Origin of the sequence: Bacillus sp. HMSC036E02, from assembly GCF_001836235.1 — a bacterium.
Taxonomy (GTDB): Bacteria; Bacillota; Bacilli; order Bacillales; family Bacillaceae_G; genus Bacillus_A; species Bacillus_A cereus.
This window is the reverse complement of the sequence record NZ_KV827806.1, coordinates 162205-187801: the sequence shown is the minus strand read 5'-3', so window position 1 is coordinate 187801 and position 25597 is coordinate 162205. Positions and strand designations below refer to the sequence as shown.

The window sequence follows — 25597 nt, the reverse complement described above, 5'->3', positions numbered from 1 at the left end:
TTGAAAGAGACATTTTCAAGAAAAAGAATTTCTTTGTAATGAGAAATTCTTTTTTATTTTGCCTAAATTAAAAAACATGACAAAAATAAAACGATATTTATTTATTGTTAAACAATAAATGTTGTGATAAAATTATGTTGCCATTAAATAAGTGAGGTATTATAAATGAATCTTAAACGAAGTTCAACAACGTTCTTAAAAGTAATTATTTTTCTTGCTGGAATTTCAGTACTTGCTTTATGCATATTTTTAGTGCCGGAAATGGCGAATTTCGCAGCAAATTTGTATCCTAATATTGCTCCGATGAAATATCTTGTTTTCATTGTGATGTATGGAGCAGCTGTGCCTTTTTACGTTGCTCTTTATCAGGCTTTCAATCTTTTACAGTACATTGATGAGAACACAGCGTTCTCGGAATTATCAGTAAAGGCGTTAAAGAATATAAAGCGCTGTGCAATTACAATCAGTGGTTTGTATGTATTAAGTTTGCCACTTTTTCATTTTATAGCGAAAAAAATGGACCCTCCTATTGGGCTAGTGGGACTCATTATCGTTTTTGCTTCGCTCGTTATCGCCGTTTTTGCTGCTATCCTCCAACGACTTCTACAAGAGGCAATTAACATAAAATCAGAAAATGATTTGACGGTCTGAGGTGGCGGATATGACAATCATTATTAATATTGACGTCATGTTAGCAAAACGAAAAATGAGTGTAACGGAGCTTTCGGAGAAGGTTGGAATTACGATGGCGAATCTTTCTATTTTGAAAAATGGGAAAGCAAAAGCGGTTCGTTTTTCAACATTAGAAGCGATATGTAAAGCTTTGGAGTGTCAGCCAGGGGATGTTTTGGAGTATAAAAACGATGAGAATACTCAATAAAAACAGATAACAAATGTAAATAATAGAAGTCAATAAAGAAGGGATAGCCACTAAGCTATTCCTTCTTTACGTTAATTGCTGTTACTAATAAAAAATATAATTTGAATTGCAATGTTTGCGTATCAAAAGGGAACTTGCTACCTTTTGAGGTGATCCGTTTTGTGGAAGACAATTATTTGCCAAAAAGGCTATTTAAACTATGTTTTAAATTATTTCGAGTGAATCAAAAACTTCATTTGTATTATAGTTGATTTAAAACCCAGTTCGTTGCATCTTCAAAGTTATCTGCAATGTAGTTTGGTTCAATATGTGCCCATTTGTCTCGGTACGTATGCAAAGCATCATATCCAGCGCCTGTTCGGACTAGAATCGTAGTCGCATTTACTTTTGCTCCTGCAACAATATCAGTCCAGCGATCACCAACTACAGCACATTGTGTTAAATTAAGTCCATGTTTTTTTGCTGCTTTAAGCAGCATGCCTGTACTTGGTTTACGGCATTCACAACCATCACCGTGTTTATGAGGACATACATAAATATCATCAAAACCGAAGCCTTCTAATTCTTGTACAAAATCGGCTACAGTTGCAATTCCATCTGCGATACCAGGTTGATTTGTGAAAGAGAAAATTTTTATATTTTTAGCTTTTAGTTTTTGCAAGGATGTTTTTGTGAATGGAAATAATGAAAAAGATCCTGGATAATGTATTGTAGTGTCACCACCAATTGTACCGTCACGATCAATGAAAATTGCTTTAATGTTTGTCATAGTTATAGTCCCTTCAATTTATAAGTAGTTTAAAAATGTTTTACAAATCTGTAGCCATTTACTTCATATCCTAATTTTTTGTAAAAAGGATGAGCTTCTACTCTTTTTGTTCCACTAACTAGCCATGTGCCAATGCAATTATGTTTCTTTGCTAATTGCTCGGCATAATCCATCAACACTTGTCCAATGCCTTTCCGTCGTATGTTAGAATCAACGCTAATAATTGAAATCTCTCCATAACGTGTTACATCTTCTAAATTTTCACGTATACGAAATCCAAGTAATCCAAATATAGCTTCTTCTTCCTCGTAAACATATAAAAAATCAAACGGACTCATTTGTACGAATTGTAATCGGTTGTTCATATCTTCATAGGAAATAGAGGAACCTTTTAATTCTTTCGTTAAAGAACAAAGTGCGTCTATATCATCTATCGTTGCTTCACGAATTTGAAAAGACATATTATCCACTCCAATAAAATGTAATCAAACATTTAATATTCTGTTAAAAAATGTTTTTTCCTGCTATGAAAATAAATATTTTATAATGATATATAGATAGTTATATGTTATTCTTTTCCTTGATTGTATTAGAAATGGAAAGAAGGGGAATGCATGTTAAAAGTAAATATCCGCTCAGCTGGATATGAAATGGGCGAAAAAATAATTCATGATATAGCTTTTTCTATCGAAAAAGGTGAACTAGTTGCTCTTATTGGAGCAAATGGTGCTGGGAAGAGTACGACGATTAAAACGATACTCGGATTACTTGTAAATATGGACGGTGAAATATCATTCGGTGAAAAGAAAAATCCGTATGCATACGTACCAGAACATCCAACATACTATGATTACTTGACGCTCTGGGAACATATTGAATTATTAATGGCAGCTCGTGGAAGTGAAATGGGAAGTTGGGAAGAACGAGCGGAACAATTATTACATACTTTTCGAATGAATAAGCATAAACATGAGTATTTATCAAAATTTTCAAAAGGCATGAAACAAAAATCGATGCTAATATTGGCGTTTTTAACTGAGCCAGATTTTTATATCATTGACGAACCTTTTATCGGTTTAGATCCGGTAGCTACGAAAGAGTTTTTAAATTATTTATATAAAGAAAAAGAGCGCGGGGCAGGAATTTTACTTTGTACGCACGTATTAGATACTGCTGAAAAAATTTGTGAAAGATTTTTACTCATTTCACAAGGTACATTAGTCGCAGATGGACATTTAGAATCTATTCAAATATTAGCGGAAATGCCGGGTAGTTCATTATTAGACTGCTTTGATGTAATTGTAAGGCGTGAACAACATGATTAAACAACAATTTTATAAGAGATTACGCCATGAACTCCAGCGGAAATGGAAGTCTATACGTTCGGTAACAGATTGGACAGTCGCATTATATATTATTATTCCAGCACTTATATTTATGGGAATCTATTATCGATCGCTATGGATAAATGAATTATCAACGGAAGAGACGATTTATTTCGGATTAGGATTACTCGCATTTTATCTAGTAACATATCCAAGAGGAGTTCGTTCATTTTTTGAGCAAGCGGATAGTTTATTTTTAATTTCGTATGCAACACATATGCGAAAATTAGTCCAGTATGGCATGATGTACACATTTGTTCGAATAGCGATAACGAATATAATAGTAGTCGTTATTATGTTACCGGTGTTGATGAAAAGTATCGAAGTAACAGAGATACAAGTCCTATTATTTTGGGTATTCTTTACTATATTTCGATTTATGTTGTCGTTGTTAACGAGATTTGTTCATGTACATGTGGGGAAACGATGGGTTTTATGGATTGTAAAAAATGTAGTATTTTCTATGAGCGTGTCCTTTTTTGGAATTAGTTTATTTTTTATTTATAAAAATCCGTTGTATTCAATTTTATTTATCGGTCTAGTAATTTTCTTAAGTAGTGTATTAGTAAAAGAGAAAATGAATTATAAAAAGTTCTTTTTTAAAGAAATCGAGAAAGAAAAGGAGGAAAGCATGCGCTGGACGAGCGGAATTATGCAAGTTGGTGGTCATGCGGCTAAACCGAGTAGTTCGAATAAAAAACCGTGGATGTTTCCGCGCTCTAAAAGACTTTTAGGGAAAAAAGCTGATTCTCGTATTGTCGAATCTTTTTTGAAAGAATTTTTCCGTACAAGTACTGCACGAATATTTTATATTCAAATTGTATGTATCAGTACTGCAAGTATAATTATGACTCCAAGGTGGATTGCAGCTATTGTTCTCGTATTTGCTGTAGTTGCAATTTCTCGCTATGCACGTGATTATTGGAATGAATTTACGAATAAGATGTTTCTTCGTTTATATTGTGATGAAGGGAAATTACTATTGTTAAGATGGAAGGCAGATCGTTATTTACTACTACCAGCAATACTTTTATATGGAATAGTTATACTTTCACAGTTTTATTTATTGCCAGCTGTGGTAGGCAGCGTTGTTTTTATTTTATTAATTGTATGGATTGTATTTCTACCATTAAAAAAGAGCCATTGACGGCTCTTTTTCTAGTCTGTAACACATTGATAAATAAAATATACTAAAACGAGTATGCTTGCGGCGGAATACATGACATCTAAAGTCATTCAAGTGCCTCCTCAATATCGTGGTATTAATATTGTATGAAATCTTACAATTTCATATTCAAGTGAAAAATATGTGAACGTTAACAAAATTGTAAAGTGCAAAAATTACAATCATTTTGTATAATAGAAGAAACCACCGTTATATAAAAAATAATGAGTGAAAGGGGAGGGAACATAAATGCCAAATTGGTTTAGAAAAACCTTAGTCGCATTAATTACCGTATTTACATTTGGTTTAGTGACGCCTCCTTCCATATTGCTTGATAATGCCAAAGCTGCGGACAAGCCTACGAGCACAGCTGGGCAACAAAGTTTGGAGAGTACGTCCTATACATATGAAGAAACGAATGACAGGTTAACCACCGATACTTTTATTACTTATGCGATGCAAGAAGCAGAGAAGCAGTCGATGCAAAAGTTTGGTACTAAAATTGGTCCAGTAATTGAAGATGAATTTAAAGATGTAATATTACCAAAGATTGAAGAGGCAATTGCTGAGCTTGCTAGTGATGTACCAGAAGATTCACTACAATCATTAGCGATTTCTCAAAAACCAGCTGGTGGGAATAATGAAAAGATTTTTCATGTCTACGATACGAAATCAGGAAATGATTTATTGCGTTTCCATGTAAGAAGAGATCATCCACCGCAAGATGGTTATTATTTTAATTTCCATTATCATCGTTTTGATGATGGATACTCAGGACATCATGAGTTAGGAAATATTTATTGGAATACGAATGTACCGCCGAAATGGCTTTCTTAAAAAGAACAAGAGAAAATCTTGTTCTTTTTTATTTTTATAGAAGGGACAGACAACCATGTTGTTGAATAACATAGGTTTAGAAAAAAGAAGCAAAGGGAGTATGGGAATGCAAAAATATATTGTTTTTGACTTTGATGGCACATTAGTAGATTCACAAAATATATTTGTACCAATTTATAATCAAATTGCTGAAAAGCACGGATATAAAACGGTAAGAGAAGAAGAAATTGAGTATTTACGCAAGTTAACGATGGCGGAGAGATGTAAACAACTCGATGTACCACTGTATAAACTACCGATATTAGCGCTGGAGTTTTATAAATTGTATCAACCTGCTATAAAAGATCTTATTTTGTTCCATGGGATGAAGGAAGTATTAGATGAACTACATAAAAAAGGCTACGGAATTGCAGTCATATCATCGAACTCAGAAGAGCATATTCGGGCGTTTTTACAAAAGAATGATATAGAAAATATACAAGAAGTGTATTGTTCTAAAAATTTGTTCGGTAAAGACAAGATGATAAAAAGATTTTTAAAATCGAAAAAGATAACAGAGAAAGATATGTTATATGTCGGTGATGAACAGCGAGACGTAGCAGCGTGTAAAAAGGCTGGAGTGAACGTAATTTGGGTATCTTGGGGATATGATGTTATTGAAACAGTGAAAAAAGATGCACCAGATTACATGGTTCATAAGCCGATGGAAATTGTGCAAGTAGTACAAGGAGCGTATTCTTAATATGAATACACTGCGAGCAGGCATTCATCATATTGAATTTTGGGTAGCAAATTTAGAGGAGTCCATTTCTTTTTATAATAAGTTGTTTTCCATAATTGGGTGGAGAAAGTTAAATGAAGTAGCATATAGCACAGGAGAAAGTGAAATATACTTTAAAGAAGTAGATGAGGAAATTGTAAGGACGTTAGGGCCTAGACATATTTGTTATCAAGCTATTCATAGAGAAGTAGTTGATGAAGTAGCAGATTTTCTTTCTAGTACGAAAGTGAAGGTAATACGTGGTCCAATTGAAATGAATCATTATTCGGAAGGTTACTATACGATTGATTTTTACGATCCGAATGGATTTATTGTAGAAGTTGCCTATACACCAAATGCAGAAATGTAAGGGGAATAGATATGAAGATAATTACAGCACGGCAAAGCAATATACAAATAGTAAAAGATGCAGCGAATATTGAAGAAATTTCTAAAGGTTTCTCTCCAGATAAGAAATATGTAATTACGAATGCAAATAATGAAAAATATTTATTTCGGACAGGCGATATAAAAGAGTATGAAAGAAAGAAAATAGAGTTTCAAATTTTAAATGAAATGGTAAAACGTAACGTACAGGCACAAAGGCCAATTGAAATAGGTATATTGGAAGAAGAAGGTGTATGCTATAGTATTTTTTCATATTTAGAAGGGGAAGATGCGAAGAAGCTATTGCCTACGTATTCACCAAAAGAACAATATGATATTGGTATAGAGGCAGGAAAAGATTTAGCAAAAATGCATACATTTGAAGCTCCTAAGGATATACTTCCATGGTATGAAAGAGCTATGAAAAAACATAGTAAATATGTAGAGGTATATAAAACATGCGGAATAAAAATAAAAAATGATGATAAAATCATAAAGTTTATAGAAGAAAATGAAATATATTTAAAGAGCCGCCCGAATCGATTTCAACACGATGATTTTCATTTAGAAAATATAATTGTACGGGATGGAAAATATGTAGGTGTTGTTGATTTTAATGGCTATGACTGGGGCGACCCAATTCATGATTTCGTAAAAATTGCACTGTTTGCAAGGGATATTAGTATTCCGTATTCAATCGGACAAATAGAAGGATACTTTAATAGGAAAATACCAGAGGAGTTCTGGAAATTATACACGGTGTACGTTGGCATGACAGTTTTCTCCTCAGTTGTCTGGACATTACGAGCAGCGCCGCATATGTTAGATGATATGTTGGAGCGTCTTACTATAGTTTTAGAGGATCATAATAACTTTGAGTTATCGAAGCCAATTTGGTTTCAACCAGATAAGATTGATATGAAATAGAAAAGGTAGGTGTGATTCGCACCTACCTTTATTTTTTAACATCAAGATACTTATTTAATTTTCTTAAATGTAAGCGGCTGAGTACTTAATGTAGCTGGTACATGTAACTGAAGGGATGGGAATTCACCACTTACATTCATTTCATAAGCGAATAATAAGCTCATTTTCATTTGGAATAAGTCAACTTTTGTGGAGAAGATGTCGTAATGATGATGCCCTAATTGAATATCCATTTCCATAAATTGTACATATAACGAATCATCTCGTTTGTATACTTGTAATGTTCCGTATGCAGGATGTTCAAAAGTACCAGTATAATCCTCTAACTTGTGCGAAGGTGTAGTCCCTTTAATTTGTTCAGGGAGGGATTCAGTTGCTTCTTTCATCATTTCCTTCATTTTTTTAGTATCTTCTACAGCACGTTTATGCCAATCAATGGATTCTAATTCAAGTAGTTCGTCATAAATTTGATTAGCGAGATAAGTAGGAAGTAATGTTCCTCCAGCATTCGTTAAAATAACAAGGCCTATGTTTTCTGTTGGTATGAATGAAACAAGCGCTGAAAATCCATCGATATTACCGCCATGATGAATCACTTTTTTACCACGATAAGCGCTAATAAACCAACCAAGACCGTAACTATTTAATGGAGATTCAGGGAGTGATAAAACCGGTTGGTCTGGAATTGAATTGTGTGGTGTATACATTTGTTGTAATAATTCAGAGGAGATTAATTCATGATCTCCAAATTTTCCTTCATTTAAGTGGAGAAGTACCCAATTTGCCATATCTTCAATTGTGGAATTAATACACCCAGCAGCGCCAACTGTATCGATGTTACGGAATGGAACTGCTTTTATTTCACCGTCATTTTCAATGTAAGGTAAAGCGTAATCATCTGTAGTTTGTGAATCGTTAACAGAGAAGTTTGTATGTCTCATATTTAAAGGTTCTAAAATATGTTCTGTAGTGTATTGCTCCCACGTTTGATTTGTAATGTTTTCAACAATGTAGCTAATTGTTGCATACATTAAGTTGTTATATAGAAATGCAGTCCGGAACGGTGCATCAAGTGGTAAATGTTTTATTTTTTCAACGAGATCTTTTCGAGATAAGGAAGAACTGTACCAAAGAGTCTCATGACGACTCACTCCAGTTCGATGAGAAGCTAAATCCCGTCCTGTAACTTGTGAGCTAGCAAGTAGTTCAGATAAAGTAAAGTTAGGTATATAAGACGGGACAGGAGCATCCCAATTAAACTTTTTTTGCTGTGCTAACAAGCTTAATGAAAGTGTACCAAACGCTTTCGTTGAGGAACCGATTGCGAATCGAGTATTCGGTGTAACAGCCTCTTTTGTTTCTATATTACGATAGCCGAAACCTTCTGAAAGAATAACTTCACCGTCTTTTATAACAGCGACAGCAACACCAGGAACATTTAAATCCTTCATCATTTTTTCAACCGTGGTTTGTAAAGAAGTCATAACAGGTGTTTCAATTTTAGACATATTTCTAACCTCCAAATATAAATTTTGATCTACCGCACTATACTTTCGGTAATAGAAAATGAAAACCTTTTAAAATATGGAAAGTTAATAATTTTGTAAGAATTAGCATAAGAAATTTTATTAATTAAGATTATTAAATTTACCATTTTTCATGTTATGATAAATTCCATATACGATTGAAAGAAGGTTTTCCTACATATGAAACATGCTGAAAATGAATACTTAAATTTATGCCGCCATGTAATGGAACATGGTACGAAGAAAGAAGATCGTACAGGGACAGGAACTGTATCTGTATTTGGATATCAAATGCGTTTTGATTTGAGCAAAGGATTTCCTTTATTAACGACAAAAAGAGTACCATTTCGCCTTGTAGCAAGTGAACTACTTTGGTTTATGAAAGGTGATACAAATATTCGCTATTTATTGCAGCATAATAATAACATTTGGAATGAATGGGCGTTTAAGAGCTGGGTAGAAAGTGATGAGTATACTGGTCCTGACATGACTGATTTTGGTCTTCGCTCACAACAAGATGAAGAATTTAAAGTACAGTACGATGAGCAAATGGAATTGTTTAAAAAGAACGTTTTAGAAGATGATGAGTTCTCAAATAAATATGGTTATTTAGGAGACGTTTACGGTAAACAATGGCGTGCTTGGAAAACGACAGCTGGTGAGACACTTGATCAATTAAAAGATGTAATTGAAATGATTAAAAAAACACCAGACTCACGTCGTTTAATCGTTTCTGCTTGGAATCCTGAAGACGTACCGAGTATGGCATTACCGCCTTGTCATACATTATTCCAATTTTATGTAGCGGACGGAAAACTTTCTTGTCAGCTATATCAAAGAAGTGGTGACATATTCCTTGGAATTCCATTTAACATCGCAAGTTATTCACTACTAACACATTTAATTGCACATGAATGTGGTCTTGAAGTAGGAGAATTTGTTCATACAATTGGAGATGCACACATTTATACGAATCATTTTGAACAAGTAGAAAAGCAATTGGCACGTGAACCACGTCCATTCCCGAAACTTACATTAAATCCAGATGTGAAATCTGTGTTTGATTTTGAAATGGAAGATTTAACGATTGAAGGATACGATCCGCATCCAGCAATTAAAGCACCGGTTGCAGTATAATTGTAGAGGAGATGAAAAAATGATTGTTTCATTTATGGTCGCGATGGACGAAAATAGAGTAATTGGTAAAGATAATAATTTACCTTGGCGTTTGCCGAGTGAATTACAATACGTGAAGAAAACAACGATGGGCTACCCGCTTATTATGGGAAGAAAGAACTATGAAGCGATTGGTAGACCACTGCCTGGAAGACGTAATATTATTGTAACTCGTAATGAAGGGTATCATGTTGAAGGCTGTGAAGTTGTTCATTCTGTAGAAGAAGTATTTGAACTATGTAAAAATGAAGAAGAGATTTTTATTTTTGGCGGAGCGCAAATTTACGATCTCTTTTTACCTTATGTAGACAAGTTGTATATAACAAAAATCCATCATGCATTTGAAGGAGATACATTCTTCCCAGAAATGGATATGACAAATTGGAAAGAGATTTTTGTAGAAAAAGGTTTAACGGATGAAAAAAACCCGTATACGTATTATTACCATGTATATGAGAAGCAACAATAATAAAAAAGATTGATGTGAGAATTCACATCAATCTTTTTATTTGTATTCACCAATATAAGTTTATAGATGAGATTCGATAGTGCTATAATGATAGGTAGCATGTAAAAATGCTAAAATTTTCAAAAGTACTAATATAGAAAGAGGAGGAGAATCGATTGAGAAAGATATGGGGGATTCTTTTTCTTTGCTTAACATTCATGTTAGTTGGATGTGGTAAAGAAGAAAAACCACAAGAAGCGTTTGATACATATGTAAAAGCGTGGAATAAACAAAAATTTGCAGATATGTATGATCAACTATCAAAAAATGCAAAAAAAGATATTTCAAAGAAAGAGTTTACTGAGAAATATGAAAAAATTTATTCTGGTATCGAAGTGAAAGACTTAAAGGTAGGAACAGGGGAAGTAAAAGAAGATAAAAAAGATGAAGGTCCTGTTCCTTTTAAAGTAAGCATGGATACAGTTGGTGGTAAAATCACATTTGGTCATGAAGCAAAAATGGTGAAAGAAAAAGATGGAGATAAAGAATCTTGGAAAATAGATTGGACTCCTGATTTTATTTTCCCTGGCATGACGAAAGATAGTAAAGTGCGTATGCAGACAACACAGCCAAAACGTGGTGAAATATACGATCGTAATGGAAAAGGTCTTGCAACGAATGGGAAAGCTTCTGAAATCGGGTTGATTCCTGAAAAGTTAGGCGATACTGCTCCGCAGACGAAAGAAACAGTAGCGAAGTTATTAAATATGTCTGTAGAAGAAATTGATCAAAAATTAGCTGCTAAATGGGTAAAACCAGGGTATCTCGTACCAATTGGAATTTTGCCTGAAGGGGCAACACAAAATACGTACATTGATTTACCAGGTGTTTCAACAAAACCTGTAAATGTTCGTACATATCCGTTAGGGGAAGCGGCAGCTCATCTGACTGGTTATATTGGAAAGGTAAATGCTGAAGATTTAAAAACGCTACAAAAGAAAGGCTATCAAGCTGATGACCCAGTTGGTAAAGCTGGCTTAGAGCAAGTATTAGAGGAAAAGCTACGCGGTAAAAAAGGTGGCCGTGTCTTTGTAGAAGATGCGCAAGGAAAAGAAATTAAAAATTTAGCAAAAACAGATGCTGTTGATGGAGAAAATGTAACTTTAACTATTGATAGTGTTGTTCAAGAAAAAACGTATAATGAAATGAAGGGCGAAGCTGGTTCAAGTGCAGCAATTAATCCGAAAAGTGGAGAAACAATTGCACTAGTAAGTAGTCCAGCATATGATCCTAATATAATTGCACGAGGGACATCGAAGGCACAACGCGAAGCTTGGAATAATGATCCGAAAAAACCAATGACAAATCGCTTTACACAATTGTCGGTACCAGGTTCTGTATTTAAACCTATTACAGCTGCAATTGGTCTTGAAACGAAAACGATTGATCCAAAAGAAGAGTTGAAAATTGAAGGATTAAAATGGACAAAAGATTCTTCTTGGGGTAATTACTATGTAACGCGTGTGAAAGATGCAAATCCGATTGATCTTGATAAGGCGATGAAATACTCGGATAATATTTACTTCGCACAAGAAGCTTTAAAAATCGGAAAAGACAAGTTTATGAGTGAAGCGAAAAAATTCGGATTCGATGAGAAACTACCAATTGAATATGGATTCCCTGCTTCTAAAATTGCAAATGACGGCATTAAAAATGATATTCAAATGGCAGATACGGGATATGGACAAGGACAAGTATTAATGACTCCTCTTCATTTAGCTTTAACGTATGCGCCGATTGTAAATGATGGAACGATTCCGTCACCGTATATTATTAAAACAGATAAACAACCAAAAGCTTGGAAAGAAAATGTAATTTCTAAAGGAAATCAGGATATATTAAAAACTGCAATGACGAAAGTAATTAATGATCCAGATGGTACAGGGAAAATTGCTAAAATTGATGGTATGACTCTTGCTGGAAAAACAGGTACAGCGGAATTAAAAGTATCAAAAGAGGCCGAAGGAAAAGAACTAGGTTGGTTCGCTGCATTTGATTTAAATTCACCAGATATGGTCATTACAATGATGATTGAAGATGTAAAAGGTAGAGGCGGGAGTAATATTCCAGCTGAAAAAGTAAAACATGTATTTCAAAAATAATATGTAATAGAAGGCTATCTCTATAAGTTGTAGAGGTAGCCTTTTTATACGAAAGAATTCTTAATATCTGTATACTAAATTTTAAGGAAACAAAGTAAATCATTAACTTACGAAAAAAAAGTAGCTATTTTTTATTGACATTGATTAAAACTTTTTGTATTATACTTACATAAGGTAAGTTATTAACTTTTAAAAAACAAATCTTGAATTGAAGATAAAGAGAAAAAAGGGAGAGAATACAATGACAAAAGTACTATTTATTACAGCAAATCCAAATTCAGCAGAAGGTTCTTTCGGAATGGCAGTAGGGGAGGCTTTCATCGAAGCTTATAAAAACGAACATCCACAAGACGAAGTTGTAACAATTGATTTATTCAACACTACAGTACCAGCAATTGATGCAGATGTATTTGCTGCTTGGGGTAAATTTGCAGCAGGTGAAGGCTTTGAAGCTTTAACTGAAGTTCAACAACAAAAAGTAGCAGCAATGAACACAAACTTAGAAACATTTATGAATGCAGATCGTTATGTATTCGTAACTCCAATGTGGAACTTTAGCTATCCACCAGTAGTAAAAGCATACTTAGATAACGTAGCAATCGCAGGTAAAACATTCAAATATACTGAAAATGGTCCAGTCGGCTTATTAGAAGGTAAAAAAGCACTTCACATTCAAGCAACAGGTGGCGTATATTCTGAAGGAGCATACGCAGCTGTAGACTTCGGTCGCAATCACTTAAAGACTGTATTAGGATTTGTCGGTGTGAATGATACTGAATATATTGCAGTTGAAGGCATGAATGCAAACCCTGAAAAAGCACAAGAAATTAAAGAAGCAGCAATTGCTAATGCTCGTGAATTAGCAAAACGTTTCTAATATAGAATGCTTAAAAAGTCCGAACACTTGCTGTTTGGACTTTTTTTCTTCTTTTTCCTTCGTTTGTCTAGTATAATGAAGGTCGGAATGATAATAGGTGGGGGTTCTGTATGATTCAAACGTTTTTTAAAATCTTTTATTTAATTTTAATCGTAATTGCGATTACACCGAGAATGTGGCGTCTTAAAAGACAAGTAAATACGATGGCGCCAAAAGAAAAAGACAATGCTGTGTATAAAACGACAAATTGGTTTGGTAAGAAAATGGTACGTGTAGCTGGAGGGGCAGTAGAAGTGAAAGGACTTGAAAATGTTCCGAAAGATAAGCCAGTACTAGTTGTAAGTAATCACCAAAGTAATATGGATATCCCTGTTTTACTAGGTTACTTAAATAAACCAATTGGATTCGTTTCAAAGGCAGAGATTAAAAAGTTCCCAGTTGTACCAACTTGGATGGAACTTATGAATTGCGTATTTATGGATCGTAGCGATCGTCGTCAATCTCTTCAAGCGATTAAAGATGGAATTGAACTATTAAAGAATGGACATTCTATCGTAATTTTCCCTGAAGGAACGAGAAGTAAGGGCGGCGAAGTTGGAGAGTTTAAGGCTGGTAGTTTTCATCTTGCAGTAAAGTCAGGTGTAGCAATTTTACCTGTAACGTTAGATGGTACATATAAGATGTTTGAAGCGAATGGAAATCGTATGAAGCCAGCTCATGCAACAGTAACAATTTCTAAGCCGATTACACCTGAAGATTATGCGAATATGGATATTAAAGAATTAACGAAGCATACACAGGAAGTTATCGCATCACAATTACATAAGTAATAAAAAAGGATTCAGCTTATAGTAAGCTGAATCCTTTTTTATTATGCTGTAGGTAAGACATAAAAGAGTACACAGAAGAACATCATCGCACTACCACCTAAAACGAACAGGTGCCATATGGCATGGTTGAAAGGTAGCTTTTCCCAAAGGAAGAATATAGCTCCGACAGAATATAAAATTCCACCTGCTAAAAGTAGTGAAAAACCATGTCCAGTTAGATTTTCATAAAGTGGTTTAATGGCAACGATTATGAGCCAACCCATAATGATGTAACATAAAGTTGAAGCCTTTATAAAGCGACGTACAAAGAAAATTTTGAAGACGATACCTCCGATTGCTAGTGTCCATATTATAGCAAGCAACGTCCATCCTAATGGGCCACGAAGTGTAATAAGTAGAAAAGGAGTATACGTGCCAGCAATCAATAAGTAAATGGCTGAATGATCTAAAATAGTAAATATTTTTTCTACTTTAGGATGATGAATGCTATGTAGCAATGTTGAAAACAAGTACAGTAAGAACATGCTTACACCATAAACAGTAAATGCAACTACAGCTGATGCGGTACCGTGCTTAGAAGCATGAATAATCAATATGATTAAGGCAGGGATGCTTAAAATGGCACCGATACCATGTGTAATTGCATTTGCAATTTCTTCTTTTACAAATTGGGTCATTCGTGTCATTTTTTCAGTCATAATGCAAATCCTTTCTACTATCATAAAATAATATGTCATTTCCCTTACCATATCATACACAAGAGCAATAGAAAATGAAATTTGTATAATTGATTATATTTTTGAATTTTTTTGACAAAAGACAATGGATTTGTTGACGTTTTCAAACTTTTTTGACAAAATAAAATTATGTAATAGTAGGACAAGGAAACTACTAATAAAGGGGATGGGGAAATGTTTTCAAATATTGGCTTTCCAGGGTTAATTTTAATTTTAGTAGCAGTACTCATTTTATTTGGACCTAAAAAATTGCCGGAAATCGGGAAGGCTTTAGGGGAAACGTTAAAAGAGTTTAAAAAATCAACGAAAGAATTGACAGATGACGCATTTCAAGAAAAGGAAAAGAAAGAAAAAATGTAGTGTATTTTCCTTGTAATGGATAAATAAAGTGTGGTGAACGAGATGGAAGATCGGGAAATGAGCGTAGTAGAACATATTGTTGAGCTTCGAAAAAGAGTAATATATACGGTGTTATCCTTTGTACTATTTTTAATTATTGGATTTACTTTTACAAAGGATATTTATTTTTGGCTTGTAAAAGATTTACCAATGAAATTAACTGTTCTCGGTCCAAGTGATGTATTGTGGATTTTTTTCTCGATTGCTACAGTATTTGCTATCGTTTGTACAATTCCTTTTGCTGCTATACAAATTTGGTTATTTGTAAAACCGGGTTTACATCCAAATGAACAAAAGATGACAATAATGTATATACCGGTATTGTCTATATTATTTCTCGCAGGTTTATGTTTTGGATATTTCATTGTAATGCCGTTTCTATTTCACTTTTTAACTACGATAGGTAATGAAATGTTTAATACGATGTTTACGACAGAAAAGTATTTTCATTTTGTACTTAATTTAACAGTTCCATTTGCTGTGATTTTTGAATTGCCAGTCGTTGTAATGTTTTTAACTAGTATTGGAATACTTACGGCGGAATTTTTAATAAAAATAAGAAGGTATGCTTACGTAGCATTAATTATCATTGCATCTTGTATATCACCGCCAGACTTTTTATCTCATAGTTTAGTTGCAGTGCCGCTTATTTGTATTTATGAAGTAAGTATTGCGTTATCAAAGGTTGTTAGTAAGAGGAAAAAGAAAAGAGAAGAAATGCAGTCGAAAAGTGCCTCGTTATAAAGGCACTTTTTTATTTATTTGTTATACTATAGCTATAAACGTATACAATATATAGAAGAAAAAAATTATAGAATCTCCAAAATTTAGACAAACTTTGCGCTTTTATAAGCTTATACTAAATGTATTAAACAATTGATGGATAATGAGATTCCCGTCTCAGAGATATTTAGGACGGGAAGGTGAATTAGGTGGAGATGAATAGAGTATAAATCTTCTAGCCATAAGGACTACAGAAATCATATAAGTCTGATTTTACTCCACTTTAAACAACGTGTTACAGCGCAAAGTAGAGGAAGTTCAAAAATCCAATGAAAAAGAGGATTGATATTGTGATTACGAAAAGTTTTTATTTCACTCATTCAACAGGGGATTGCATTAAAATATTCGAAATCCCTGTCCTACAGGCACAGCATCCATTATCGTTTCTAATTCAGTCTCGTCTTCAATTATTTATTGCAAAAATTCAAAAACAAAAACACCCAAGATTTTCGTATTCTTTCCGTGAATATTTACAAAATTGTTTGAAGTGGAATGATTATTTAAATGTATATAAAACAAATACCCTTGAAAAAAATGCATGATACGAAGTACGGACAGGGTTAGTAAACTCTGTCTTTTTCATTTTAGATATGAAAATATAATTAATTTGATGAAATTTCGTTCCAAATTGTTGAAAGCAATGGGAATACTAGTATAATAACAAGGAGAGCGTATTGGAAAGGGAAGAAGTATAGTATGCAAAAAATTAAAATTGTAACAGATTCAACGGCAGATTTATCACAAGACGTAATCGAAAAGTATGACATTCATGTTTTACCATTATCAATCTCTGTAAATGGAAAAACATATTTAGATCGCGTTGATTTACAACCTGACGAATTTATTGAAGAAATGATTAAATCAGAGGAATTACCAAAAACATCACAACCAGCTATGGGTACATTTGTAGAAATGTATGACAAGCTAGGGGAAGATGGAAGCGAAGTCCTTTCTATCCATATGACAAGTGGAATGAGCGGTACTGTAGCAACTGCAAATAGCGCTGCATCAATGACTGATACAAAAGTAACAGTTGTTGATTCTCAATTTATTACACATGCTTTAGCATATCAAGTAATTGAAGCTGCCAAAATGGCAAATGACGGACGCTCACTAGAAGAAATTTTAAAACGTGTAGATGAAGTAAGAAAGAATACTCGTTTATATGTAGTAGTGGATACATTAGAAAACTTAGTGAAGGGTGGACGTATCGGTAAAGGAAAAGCGTTTATCGGTTCGCTACTTAATATAAAGCCGATTGCTAGTCTTGAAGACGGTGTTTATAATCCTGTAACGAAAGTTCGTAGCCAAGGCCAAATTGTAAAAACATTAGCTAAGTTATTTGAGCAAGATACGGCTGGAAAAGTCGTAAAAGCTGTTGCAATTCCGCATGCGAAAGCAATTCCTTTAGCTGAAAGTATGAAAGCGGCGGTTGAAAAAGTGAGTGGATTTGCTCAATCAGAAATTTTCTACACAACGCCTATTATTAGTACTCATACAGGTCCGGGCGCAATCGGATTTATGTATTTAGCAGAGTAATAAAAAAGCTACTTGAAAATATATTTCAAGTAGCTTTTTTATGTAAATAGAAAGTAAGAAATAAGAAGAGCTACACAGGCACTACCGCTAATGATATAGCGAGTCTGTAAATATTCATTCATAGAAAACACCCTTTATCCCGCTATTTGCGGACAGTAAAACTCTCTACCTCAAATTTAGCTGGAGCAAAGAGGTTAGGTAGCGGGCTGCCCGTAAAAGCTTGATTGATGAAGGTAAATAATCAGTGGGGATGAAGAAATCCCACTAATTAAAGTTTCACTATAGGATTTTCTATATTATATGTTGGATATAGAAAATCAGTCATTACGTTACACATGTAAAGTTTCAATTTTTTCGTTTATTTGCTTATCATTTGTTGCGTTACTATAAATAAAAGTTTGACCTAAAAAGAGTACATGCAGTTGTTCCCACGGTAACATGCGCAAATTCCAATTATTTCGAAGTCTAGTTATTGCTTCACGAGGTGTTTCATCGGCGAGTGCAAAAGCTCCGTAATGCATTGGTATAAAATGTGTAGCGTTTAAATCTAAATAAGCTTGCACGGCCTCTTCAGGTGAAACATGAGATACTTTCATAAACCATTCTGGTTCATAAGCGCCAATGGGCATAAGAGCAATATCAATTAAAAAGCGTTCACCAATTTCTTTGAAACCTTGGAAATAGCCACTGTCGCCACAAAAATATATGGTTTCCATAGTCGTTTCATTATCAATAATCCATCCGCCCCAGTGAGACGTATTCATATCAAATAAGAATCTTCTCGTCCAGTGCTGAGCAGGTACGAAGTGAAAAGAAACTTCGTTAATTATCGTACTTTCCCACCATTTATACTCTTCTACATGTTTAAATTTCTTACGAGTAAATAATTTTTTTAATCCAATAGGTACAAGATATAGAACATCATCATTCAACTGACGAAGAGTTGAAAAATCTAAATGATCATAATGACCATGTGAAATAAGGACAATATCAATTTTAGGTAGTGCTTCTATAGAGAGTCCAGGTTCTGTAAGTCTTGGAACTAGCTTTAATTTATTAGCCCATACTGGATCTGTTAATATATTAAGTCCATTCGTTTGGATAAGAAAAGTGGAATGCCCAATCCATGTGATAGTCGTTTTTTCAACATTACTTTGCAAAAATGCACTTTGTTTAACGGGTGATTGTTCTACTAAGAAAGAAAAATCTTTTTTGTTTTGCTTTCGTTCTTTACGCCAGCGTAAAAAAGAGCGAATTGATTTTTTTGTACTAACATTATCCATATTTTCATAGCGCTTTGCCATGAACATCACCTCATTTAAAATCGTTGTATTTGTATTGTACCGAAATGTTGTTAAGGAATACAGTGTAAAACATGGATTAATGTTTAAGGAATTGTTAAAAAATAGGGAGAGGTATTTACAAAAGTAACAATGAAATTAGTTTTATCACTTTTATTTAGAGAAATAATAGTAAAAAAATATATTTTGTCTAGTAATTCGCTTGAAATAAAGAAGTAACATACGTAAATTCGTACGATTTCGTGAACAAATGTAGTAAACAATTTTCTCGTAGTGTTAACTTTTGTTATTATAAACATAACCTATTTAAATTTAGGATAGAGAAAAGAGGTTTATAAATGAAGCGTTATCAAAAAATAATTGGTCTTATGGTTGTATTTTGTCTCTTTGTACTTGCTGGATGTAGTGAATCAGGTTCAAAGCTTCGTAAACCATTAAATTGGGATTTAGAAACCTTCCAATTTACAAATCAAGATGGAAAGAAATTTGGTACAAAAGATTTAAAAGGGAAAGTTTGGGTTGCAGATTTTATGTTCACAAATTGTCAGACAGTTTGTCCACCAATGACTGCAAATATGGCCAAGCTTCAAAAGATGGCAAAAGAAGAGAAATTAGACGTTCAGTTTGTTTCATTTAGTGTAGATCCAGACCTTGATAAGCCAGAAAATCTGAAAGCTTTTATTCAAAAGTTTACAGAGGATACTAGTAACTGGAATTTATTAACGGGGTATTCGTTAGAAGATATTACAAAGTTTTCAAAAGATAATTTCCAATCACTTGTTGATAAGCCGGAGAACGGTCAGGTCATGCATGGGACATCATTTTATTTAATTGATCAAAACGGAAAAGTAATGAAAAAGTATAGTGGCATTAGTAATACGCCATACGAAGACATTATACGTGATATGAAGCGATTAGTGGGTTAAAAATAAGGGTGCATAGCACCCTTATTTTTTTTGTATTAGTCTATCGATAAAATGTCATGTTGCTGGGGAAGTTTCGGCGCACGAATTTCTAATACGCCGTTTTGATAAGAAGCTTTTGCCGCTTTTTTATTAATTGAATACGGCAATTTAATCAATCTTGATGCTTCTGAAATGGAACGTTCTCGGCGATAATAGTTATGGGATGTTTGTTCTTCTTCTTCTTCAAGTATCTCTTCTTTTACAGAGACTTTTAAGTATTCACTTTGTATTTCAATTTGGATTTGTTCTTTTTGTATACCTGGTAGTTCAGCTGTAACAACGAGTTCTTCACCAACTTCATATAAATCTACAGGGAATGTTAATAAACGGTTTCCTTTTTGGAAAAAATGATTTAAATCAGCGATTACATTGCGAAGAGGTGTTTGCTCGAAGAAATCATCAATTTGCTTTAAGTAATTACGAACCGGTGGGCGAGAAGAATCTTTTTTTTCTTCACTCATGGTATTCCCTCCTAGAAATCAATTTGCAATATCATATGACAAAAGCGGAGAAAGGTGAGTGCCTAGTTTTCATGTTTTCATAAAAAATTGTTAAAAATGTGAAATGGAGTGATTTTTTTATAGTTTTTGGTCGCCATATTCAGTTGATTATGCTAGTATAAATAGGGTTGATATAGTAGTATAGAGACAGAATGAAAACTGAAAGAGGGTAAGAAGTATGTGTGGTTTTGTAGGATGTTTATGTGAAAACCCTAGAGAGTTTTCAGAAACAGAAAAACATCAATTTGAAAATATGAACACGATGATTTTCCACCGTGGTCCAGATGACGAAGGATATTTTCGTGATGAACATGTACAATTTGGCTTCCGCCGTTTAAGCATCATTGACTTAGAGGCAGGACATCAGCCGCTAACTTATGAAAATGATCGATATGTAATTATTTTTAATGGTGAAATTTACAACTATGTAGAATTACGTGAAATGTTACTTGAAAAAGGTGCAACGTTTGCAACGCAATCTGATACAGAAGTTATCATTGCATTGTATGCACATATGAAAGAAAAATGTGTAGACTACCTTCGTGGTATGTTTGCATTTATGATTTGGGATCGTGAGGAAAAGAAACTTTTCGGTGCACGTGACCACTTCGGTATTAAACCTTTATACATTGCACAACAAGGTGATACTACATTCTTCGCATCTGAGAAGAAAAGTATTATGCATGTGATGGAAGATAAAGGCGTTAATCCAACGTCACTACAACATTACTTTACGTACCAATATGGTCCAGAGCCAGAAACGTTAACAATTGATGTTAATAAAATCGAGCCTGGTCATTATTTCGTAAAAGAAATCGGTAAAGAGATGGAAATCCATCGCTACTGGAAACCTTATTTCAACGCTTCAAGTGCAACGAAAGAGGAGCATATCCAAGCAATTCGTGATGTGTTATATGATTCAGTAAAAGTGCATATGCGTAGTGATGTACCAGTAGGTTCATTCTTATCTGGTGGTATCGATTCATCTATCATCGCTTCTATCGCAAGAGAAATGAATCCAAATCTTTTAACATTCTCTGTTGGTTTTGAGCAACGTGGTTTCAGTGAAGTTGATGTTGCGAAAGAAACTGCTGAGAAATTAGGCGTTAAAAACCATAACGTATTCATTTCAGCGAAAGAATTTATGGATGAGTTCCCAAAAATCATTTGGCATATGGATGATCCTTTAGCTGATCCAGCAGCTGTACCATTGTACTTCGTTGCGAAAGAAGCACGTAAACATGTAACAGTTGTTCTTTCTGGTGAAGGCGCAGACGAGCTATTTGGTGGTTATAACATTTACCGTGAGCCAAACTCACTAAAAATGTTCTCTTACATTCCTAGCCCAGGTAAGAGCGTTCTAAAAGCATTAAGTGGTGCTCTTAAAGAAGGATTTAAAGGTAAGAGCTTCCTAGAGCGTGGATGTACACCAATTGAAGAGCGTTACTATGGAAATGCTAAAATCTTCCGTGAAGAAGAAAAAGCTGAATTAATGAAGTATTACAATGAAAGTGTTAACTATATGGATATCACGAAACCATTGTATAACGAGATTAAAGATTATGATGATGTAAGTAAAATGCAGTACATTGACATGTTCACATGGCTACGCGGTGACATTTTATTAAAAGCTGATAAAATGACAATGGCAAACTCATTAGAACTTCGTGTACCGTTCTTAGATAAAGAAGTATTCGATGTTGCATCTAAAATTCCAACTGAATTTAAGATTGCTAACGGAACTACGAAAGCTATTTTACGTGAAGCAGCACGCGGAATCGTTCCAGATCACGTATTAGATCGTAAAAAACTTGGATTCCCAGTACCAATTCGTCACTGGTTAAAAGACGAAATGCATGATTGGGCTATAAATATTATAAACGAAAGTAAGACAGAGCATTTAATCGACAAACAGTATGTATTAAACTTACTGGAAGCACATTGTGCAGATAAAGGCGATTATAGCCGTAAAATTTGGACTGTACTTGCGTTTATGGTATGGCACCAAATTTATGTTGAGCATAAATACGATACGAATAAGTTCCATGAAGAAACAAAACGTGCGTATAGCTTAGTTTAATTAGAAAAACCTTAAGATCGCATACGGTCTTAAGGTTTTTTTCATAAATAAGAAGTATTATTGATACAATAATAGTAAAAGGATGGACAACATATGATTACGTTTGAGAAAGTTACTGTAGAAAATGAAAGCGTTGTTAAAGAAATGTTTAAATCGCATAGTTTAGGTGAGAAAAAGGTACAGTACTGTGTGAAAGTTGATGATACATATATTGGTGTAATAGATTATAGTGTACAAGAGGAACGGGCTGTTTTATCACAGCTAATTATTCATTTTGATTACCAAGGTTACGGTTATGGTACAAATACGTATTTTACATTTGAAGAAATGATGAAACAAAGAAATGTGAAAGAAATAAAAGTGCTACAAGAGAAATTAACAGAAAAGGCGAAGTCTTTCATAGAGAGTTTTGGTTTTGCTTCAGAAGATGAAGAGTATGTAAAGAAAATATAACGATGATTATTTATGCGATACAATAAATATAAGGCAGGTGGATGTATGACGATGACTTCTGGTCTTGTATTAATTGGAGGGTGCTTTATAGTAGCAGAATTATGTCATATAATCATTCGGAAAAGAATGAGTAAGAAAAAAAAGCCGTATGAATTACAATACATCCCTGTCTTTTTCATTATGTTTTGTATGCTTAGTACATTACAAAATTTAATGAACTTTCCACCACTTGTAAATGTTTTTTTAAAGTTTGGTTTACTTTATAGTGGTGTTGGAATAGCACTTTTATTTATTTTATTTTGCATACGTTATGTTCACTATCAATCGTATATATTTATTTTAAATTGGTTAAAGCAAGATGATAGAAACCGCCTTACATAAGGCGGTTTTTTTATTTGCAATTGTAACAGAACCTGTACATTTCACATAAAATAGGACGAGTAGAAATGCAAACATATTACAAGAAAGGGGCGGGGCAATAAAATGAAACTTGTTATAGACGCAGGGCACGGTGGATATGATTCTGGTGCTGTTGGTAATGGTTTAGTAGAAAAAAACTTAACACTTCAAATTGCTAGACGCGTTCGAGACATTTTAACGGTAAATTACCCAATTACAATTAAAATGACACGTGATAGTGATGTGTTTATTTCTTTATCGGAACGTGCTAATATTGCTAATGCTTTCAGTGCGGATTATTTTATTTCATTTCATATTAATAGCGGCGGGGGTACAGGTTTTGAAAGTTATATTTATAATGCGTTATCCAATAGCAGCACTGCATATGCAAAGCAACAAAAAATGCATACAGCTGTCAATCCTGTATTAACAAAATATGGTCTTCGTGATCGAGGAGCAAAAAAAGAAAATTATGCGGTATTAAGAGAAACCGCAATGGATGCAATTTTAACTGAGACTGCTTTTATTGATACAGCGTTTGATGCAAATTTATTAAAAAATCCACAATTTATTGAAGATCTAAGTCAAGCGTATGCAAATGGAATAGCAGCTATTTTTGGAGTAGCTCCAAATCCACAACCTCCTAACCCACAACCGACACCTCAAACGAAGGGAATCGCTTATATTCTTGGGAAAAATGTAAATTTAAGAAATGGTCCATCAACTTCTTCCTCAGTTATTCGTCAATTAAATTCACCAGAATCTTACGTTGTATATCAGGAAAGTAACGGATGGCTAGATTTGGGGAATGGACAATGGGTGTATAATGATCCTTCGTACATTAATTTTGTAAAGACAAGCAATAGTGATGGAAGCCCGATTGGGGTTGCATATATACAAGGGATGAATGTAAATTTAAGAAGTGGTCCATCAACTACATCTGCAGTTATCCGCCAATTAAATTCTCCAGAATCTTATTTAGTATATATAAATGAAAATGGTTGGTTAAACCTTGGTGGAAATCAGTGGGTATATAATGACCCAGCGTATATTAAATATACTCAATATTAGGAATTAAAATGATAATGCAATATGGATGCGTATCCTTGTTATGTATAACAAGGATGCGCATTTTAATAACAACATTTATTTTCATACTTATGCACTATATTTTAAAAAGAAACATTAGAAAAGTGGATAGAATCTAAAAAGTATATATTAAAAAAGTTTTCTTATATACATTGACAATGTATGTAAGATACATTAATCTTTAAATGTTAATGATAATCGATTTCATCTAGGGAGGACATATGATACATACTAAAAAACTAATTATGTTCTGCATTATGATACTCATGGTTGTAATTGCAGGATGTAGTAAAGAAGAGAAAAAAGAAAATAATATATCAGCGAAAGCAAAAGATTCATATACGGTAAAGCATGCAATGGGTGAAACGACAGTAAATGGTACACCTAAAAAAGTTGTTGTTTTAACAAATGAAGGCGCAGAGGCTCTCCTAGCTGTGGGCGTAACGCCAGTGGGGACTACGAAACCACGTGCTGGTGATGAATGGTATCCTCATTTAGCGAAAGAGTTAAAAAACACGAAAGTTGTAGGAACTGAACGTGATATTAATTTAGAGGCTGTAATGAAGCTTAAGCCAGATTTAATTATCGGAAATAAAATGCGTCATGAAAAAATATATGATCAGCTAAAAGAAATCGCACCAACTGTTTATGCAGAAACATTACGCGGTGATTGGAAAGAAAACTTTACACTTTATACAAAAGCTGTAAATAAAGAAAAAGAAGGGCAAAAAGCTCTTGATGATTATAAAAAACGCATTGAAGGAATGAAAGAGAAGTTAGGCGATAAATTGAATTCTAAAGTTTCTATTATTCGTTTCGTGCCAGGTGATGTTCGCATTTATCAAAAAAACTCATTCTCGGGCGTTGTTTTAAATGATATTGGATTTAAACGACCACCATTACAAGATAAAGATGATTTTGCGATAAAAGGAATTACAAAAGAGCAGATTCCAAATATGGACGGAGACTACTTATTCTATTTCACGTCTGATAAAGATGCAGATAAGAATAATGAAGGAAATTCGTTAGCAAAGGAATGGACAGAAGATCCACTCTTTAAGCAACTACAGGCTTCTAAAAATAACAAAGTATTCCAAGTAGATGAGGTAATCTGGAATACAGCAGGCGGTATTAAAGCTGCGAACCTTATGTTAGATGATATTGAAAAATATTTCCTTAAATAAATGATAAAATACATCACTTTTACGAAGTGATGTATTTTT

The 25597-nt window shown here is 33.8% G+C and carries 29 protein-coding genes; 23 read left to right on the top strand and 6 right to left on the bottom strand.

Annotated features, from left to right (window positions below):
* Positions 1-165: 165 nt before the first annotated feature.
* Together HMPREF2590_RS03235 and HMPREF2590_RS03230 are read left to right on the top strand one after the other, a co-directional pair.
* Entirely contained in the window at positions 166-651 is a 486-nt protein-coding gene (locus HMPREF2590_RS03235) for a DUF2975 domain-containing protein (RefSeq protein WP_001050149.1), read from the top strand.
* 10 nt (positions 652-661) lie between these two features.
* Positions 662-880, top strand: coding sequence for a helix-turn-helix domain-containing protein (locus tag HMPREF2590_RS03230; RefSeq protein WP_000152535.1), 219 nt, complete (start codon positions 662-664; stop codon positions 878-880).
* A 241-nt stretch (positions 881-1121) separates the two neighbouring features.
* Here HMPREF2590_RS03230 and HMPREF2590_RS03225 read toward each other — a convergent pair whose 3' ends face one another.
* On the bottom strand, positions 1122-1649 hold the full coding sequence (locus HMPREF2590_RS03225) for an HAD-IIIA family hydrolase (RefSeq protein WP_000181772.1): 528 nt from the start codon (positions 1647-1649) through the stop codon (positions 1122-1124).
* Between the two features lie 29 nt (positions 1650-1678).
* Positions 1679-2110 carry a GNAT family N-acetyltransferase gene (locus HMPREF2590_RS03220; protein ID WP_000009776.1) on the bottom strand — a complete coding sequence of 144 codons (432 nt, stop codon included), beginning with the start codon at positions 2108-2110 and terminating at the stop codon, positions 1679-1681.
* A 153-nt stretch (positions 2111-2263) separates the two neighbouring features.
* Between HMPREF2590_RS03220 and HMPREF2590_RS03215 the strand changes: the two genes are divergently transcribed.
* From HMPREF2590_RS03215 to HMPREF2590_RS03190, 6 genes are all read left to right on the top strand, one after another.
* The gene (locus HMPREF2590_RS03215) at positions 2264-2974 is read left to right on the top strand and encodes an ABC transporter ATP-binding protein (protein ID WP_000921914.1); all 711 of its coding nucleotides are present in this window, start codon (positions 2264-2266) and stop codon (positions 2972-2974) included.
* The gene (locus HMPREF2590_RS03210; protein ID WP_000595456.1) at positions 2967-4181 is read left to right on the top strand and encodes an ABC transporter permease; all 1215 of its coding nucleotides are present in this window, start codon (positions 2967-2969) and stop codon (positions 4179-4181) included. Before HMPREF2590_RS03215 ends, HMPREF2590_RS03210 begins: the two co-directional genes overlap by 8 nt.
* Before the next feature lie 267 nt (positions 4182-4448).
* Positions 4449-5036, top strand: a complete 588-nt coding sequence (locus HMPREF2590_RS03205) for a YpjP family protein (protein ID WP_001134421.1) — start codon at positions 4449-4451, stop codon at positions 5034-5036.
* A gap of 106 nt (positions 5037-5142) precedes the next feature.
* A complete protein-coding gene (locus HMPREF2590_RS03200) occupies positions 5143-5778 on the top strand; it encodes an HAD family hydrolase (RefSeq protein ID WP_001987851.1) in 636 nt (211 codons plus the stop codon).
* Position 5779: 1 nt separating this feature from the next.
* Positions 5780-6166 (top strand): VOC family protein, encoded by a 387-nt coding sequence (locus HMPREF2590_RS03195; RefSeq protein ID WP_001094668.1) that lies wholly within the window; start codon positions 5780-5782, stop codon positions 6164-6166.
* A gap of 11 nt (positions 6167-6177) precedes the next feature.
* Entirely contained in the window at positions 6178-7110 is a 933-nt protein-coding gene (locus HMPREF2590_RS03190; RefSeq protein ID WP_000692082.1) for an aminoglycoside phosphotransferase family protein, read from the top strand.
* 50 nt (positions 7111-7160) lie between these two features.
* On the opposite strand, the gene HMPREF2590_RS03185 is transcribed toward HMPREF2590_RS03190, so the two are convergent.
* Positions 7161-8618 carry a serine hydrolase gene (locus HMPREF2590_RS03185; RefSeq protein ID WP_000034352.1) on the bottom strand — a complete coding sequence of 486 codons (1458 nt, stop codon included), beginning with the start codon at positions 8616-8618 and terminating at the stop codon, positions 7161-7163.
* Between the two features lie 198 nt (positions 8619-8816).
* Between HMPREF2590_RS03185 and HMPREF2590_RS03180 the strand changes: the two genes are divergently transcribed.
* From HMPREF2590_RS03180 to HMPREF2590_RS03160, 5 genes are all read left to right on the top strand, one after another.
* A complete protein-coding gene (locus HMPREF2590_RS03180) occupies positions 8817-9773 on the top strand; it encodes a thymidylate synthase (RefSeq protein ID WP_000679609.1) in 957 nt (318 codons plus the stop codon).
* Between the two features lie 19 nt (positions 9774-9792).
* Positions 9793-10281, top strand: a complete 489-nt coding sequence (locus tag HMPREF2590_RS03175) for a dihydrofolate reductase (RefSeq protein ID WP_000637218.1) — start codon at positions 9793-9795, stop codon at positions 10279-10281.
* A gap of 155 nt (positions 10282-10436) precedes the next feature.
* Positions 10437-12422, top strand: a complete 1986-nt coding sequence (gene pbpC, locus HMPREF2590_RS03170) for a penicillin-binding protein 3 (protein WP_001227252.1) — start codon at positions 10437-10439, stop codon at positions 12420-12422.
* A 241-nt stretch (positions 12423-12663) separates the two neighbouring features.
* On the top strand, positions 12664-13299 hold the full coding sequence (locus tag HMPREF2590_RS03165) for an FMN-dependent NADH-azoreductase (protein WP_000170025.1): 636 nt from the start codon (positions 12664-12666) through the stop codon (positions 13297-13299).
* A gap of 110 nt (positions 13300-13409) precedes the next feature.
* Positions 13410-14129: a lysophospholipid acyltransferase family protein gene (locus HMPREF2590_RS03160; RefSeq protein WP_000616577.1), complete on the top strand. Its 720-nt coding sequence runs from the start codon at positions 13410-13412 to the stop codon at positions 14127-14129.
* 41 nt (positions 14130-14170) lie between these two features.
* Here the strand turns inward: HMPREF2590_RS03160 and trhA are convergent, their stop codons facing one another.
* The gene (gene trhA / locus HMPREF2590_RS03155; protein WP_000136889.1) at positions 14171-14827 is read right to left on the bottom strand and encodes a PAQR family membrane homeostasis protein TrhA; all 657 of its coding nucleotides are present in this window, start codon (positions 14825-14827) and stop codon (positions 14171-14173) included.
* A gap of 213 nt (positions 14828-15040) precedes the next feature.
* On the opposite strand from trhA, the gene HMPREF2590_RS03150 reads away from it, so the two are divergent.
* From HMPREF2590_RS03150 to HMPREF2590_RS03135, 4 genes are all read left to right on the top strand, one after another.
* Positions 15041-15226 (top strand): twin-arginine translocase TatA/TatE family subunit, encoded by a 186-nt coding sequence (locus tag HMPREF2590_RS03150; protein WP_000492443.1) that lies wholly within the window; start codon positions 15041-15043, stop codon positions 15224-15226.
* A gap of 42 nt (positions 15227-15268) precedes the next feature.
* On the top strand, positions 15269-16009 hold the full coding sequence (tatC, locus tag HMPREF2590_RS03145; protein ID WP_000390120.1) for a twin-arginine translocase subunit TatC: 741 nt from the start codon (positions 15269-15271) through the stop codon (positions 16007-16009).
* A gap of 329 nt (positions 16010-16338) precedes the next feature.
* Positions 16339-16590, top strand: a complete 252-nt coding sequence (locus tag HMPREF2590_RS03140) for a DUF2535 family protein (RefSeq protein ID WP_000629012.1) — start codon at positions 16339-16341, stop codon at positions 16588-16590.
* 154 nt (positions 16591-16744) lie between these two features.
* Complete coding sequence (locus HMPREF2590_RS03135) at positions 16745-17587, top strand: DegV family protein (protein WP_001169468.1); 843 nt, start codon at positions 16745-16747, stop codon at positions 17585-17587.
* A gap of 329 nt (positions 17588-17916) precedes the next feature.
* Here the strand turns inward: HMPREF2590_RS03135 and HMPREF2590_RS03130 are convergent, their stop codons facing one another.
* Entirely contained in the window at positions 17917-18891 is a 975-nt protein-coding gene (locus HMPREF2590_RS03130; RefSeq protein WP_001129628.1) for an MBL fold metallo-hydrolase, read from the bottom strand.
* Positions 18892-19226: 335 nt separating this feature from the next.
* On the opposite strand from HMPREF2590_RS03130, the gene HMPREF2590_RS03125 reads away from it, so the two are divergent.
* Positions 19227-19814, top strand: a complete 588-nt coding sequence (locus HMPREF2590_RS03125; protein WP_000833331.1) for an SCO family protein — start codon at positions 19227-19229, stop codon at positions 19812-19814.
* A gap of 35 nt (positions 19815-19849) precedes the next feature.
* Here the strand turns inward: HMPREF2590_RS03125 and HMPREF2590_RS03120 are convergent, their stop codons facing one another.
* Entirely contained in the window at positions 19850-20314 is a 465-nt protein-coding gene (locus tag HMPREF2590_RS03120) for an Hsp20/alpha crystallin family protein (protein WP_001288085.1), read from the bottom strand.
* Positions 20315-20531: 217 nt separating this feature from the next.
* Here HMPREF2590_RS03120 and asnB point away from each other — a divergent pair, with 217 nt between their 5' ends.
* The 5 genes from asnB (at position 20532) to HMPREF2590_RS03095 (ending at position 25558) form a co-directional block, all read left to right on the top strand.
* Positions 20532-22433, top strand: a complete 1902-nt coding sequence (gene asnB / locus HMPREF2590_RS03115) for an asparagine synthase (glutamine-hydrolyzing) (protein ID WP_000333816.1) — start codon at positions 20532-20534, stop codon at positions 22431-22433.
* Positions 22434-22526: 93 nt separating this feature from the next.
* Positions 22527-22886, top strand: coding sequence for a GNAT family N-acetyltransferase (locus HMPREF2590_RS03110; protein WP_000627522.1), 360 nt, complete (start codon positions 22527-22529; stop codon positions 22884-22886).
* Between the two features lie 51 nt (positions 22887-22937).
* Entirely contained in the window at positions 22938-23267 is a 330-nt protein-coding gene (locus HMPREF2590_RS03105; protein WP_000200459.1) for a hypothetical protein, read from the top strand.
* A gap of 102 nt (positions 23268-23369) precedes the next feature.
* The gene (locus tag HMPREF2590_RS03100; RefSeq protein WP_000779890.1) at positions 23370-24356 is read left to right on the top strand and encodes an N-acetylmuramoyl-L-alanine amidase; all 987 of its coding nucleotides are present in this window, start codon (positions 23370-23372) and stop codon (positions 24354-24356) included.
* A 239-nt stretch (positions 24357-24595) separates the two neighbouring features.
* Entirely contained in the window at positions 24596-25558 is a 963-nt protein-coding gene (locus HMPREF2590_RS03095; protein ID WP_000581993.1) for an ABC transporter substrate-binding protein, read from the top strand.
* Positions 25559-25597: the final 39 nt, after the last annotated feature.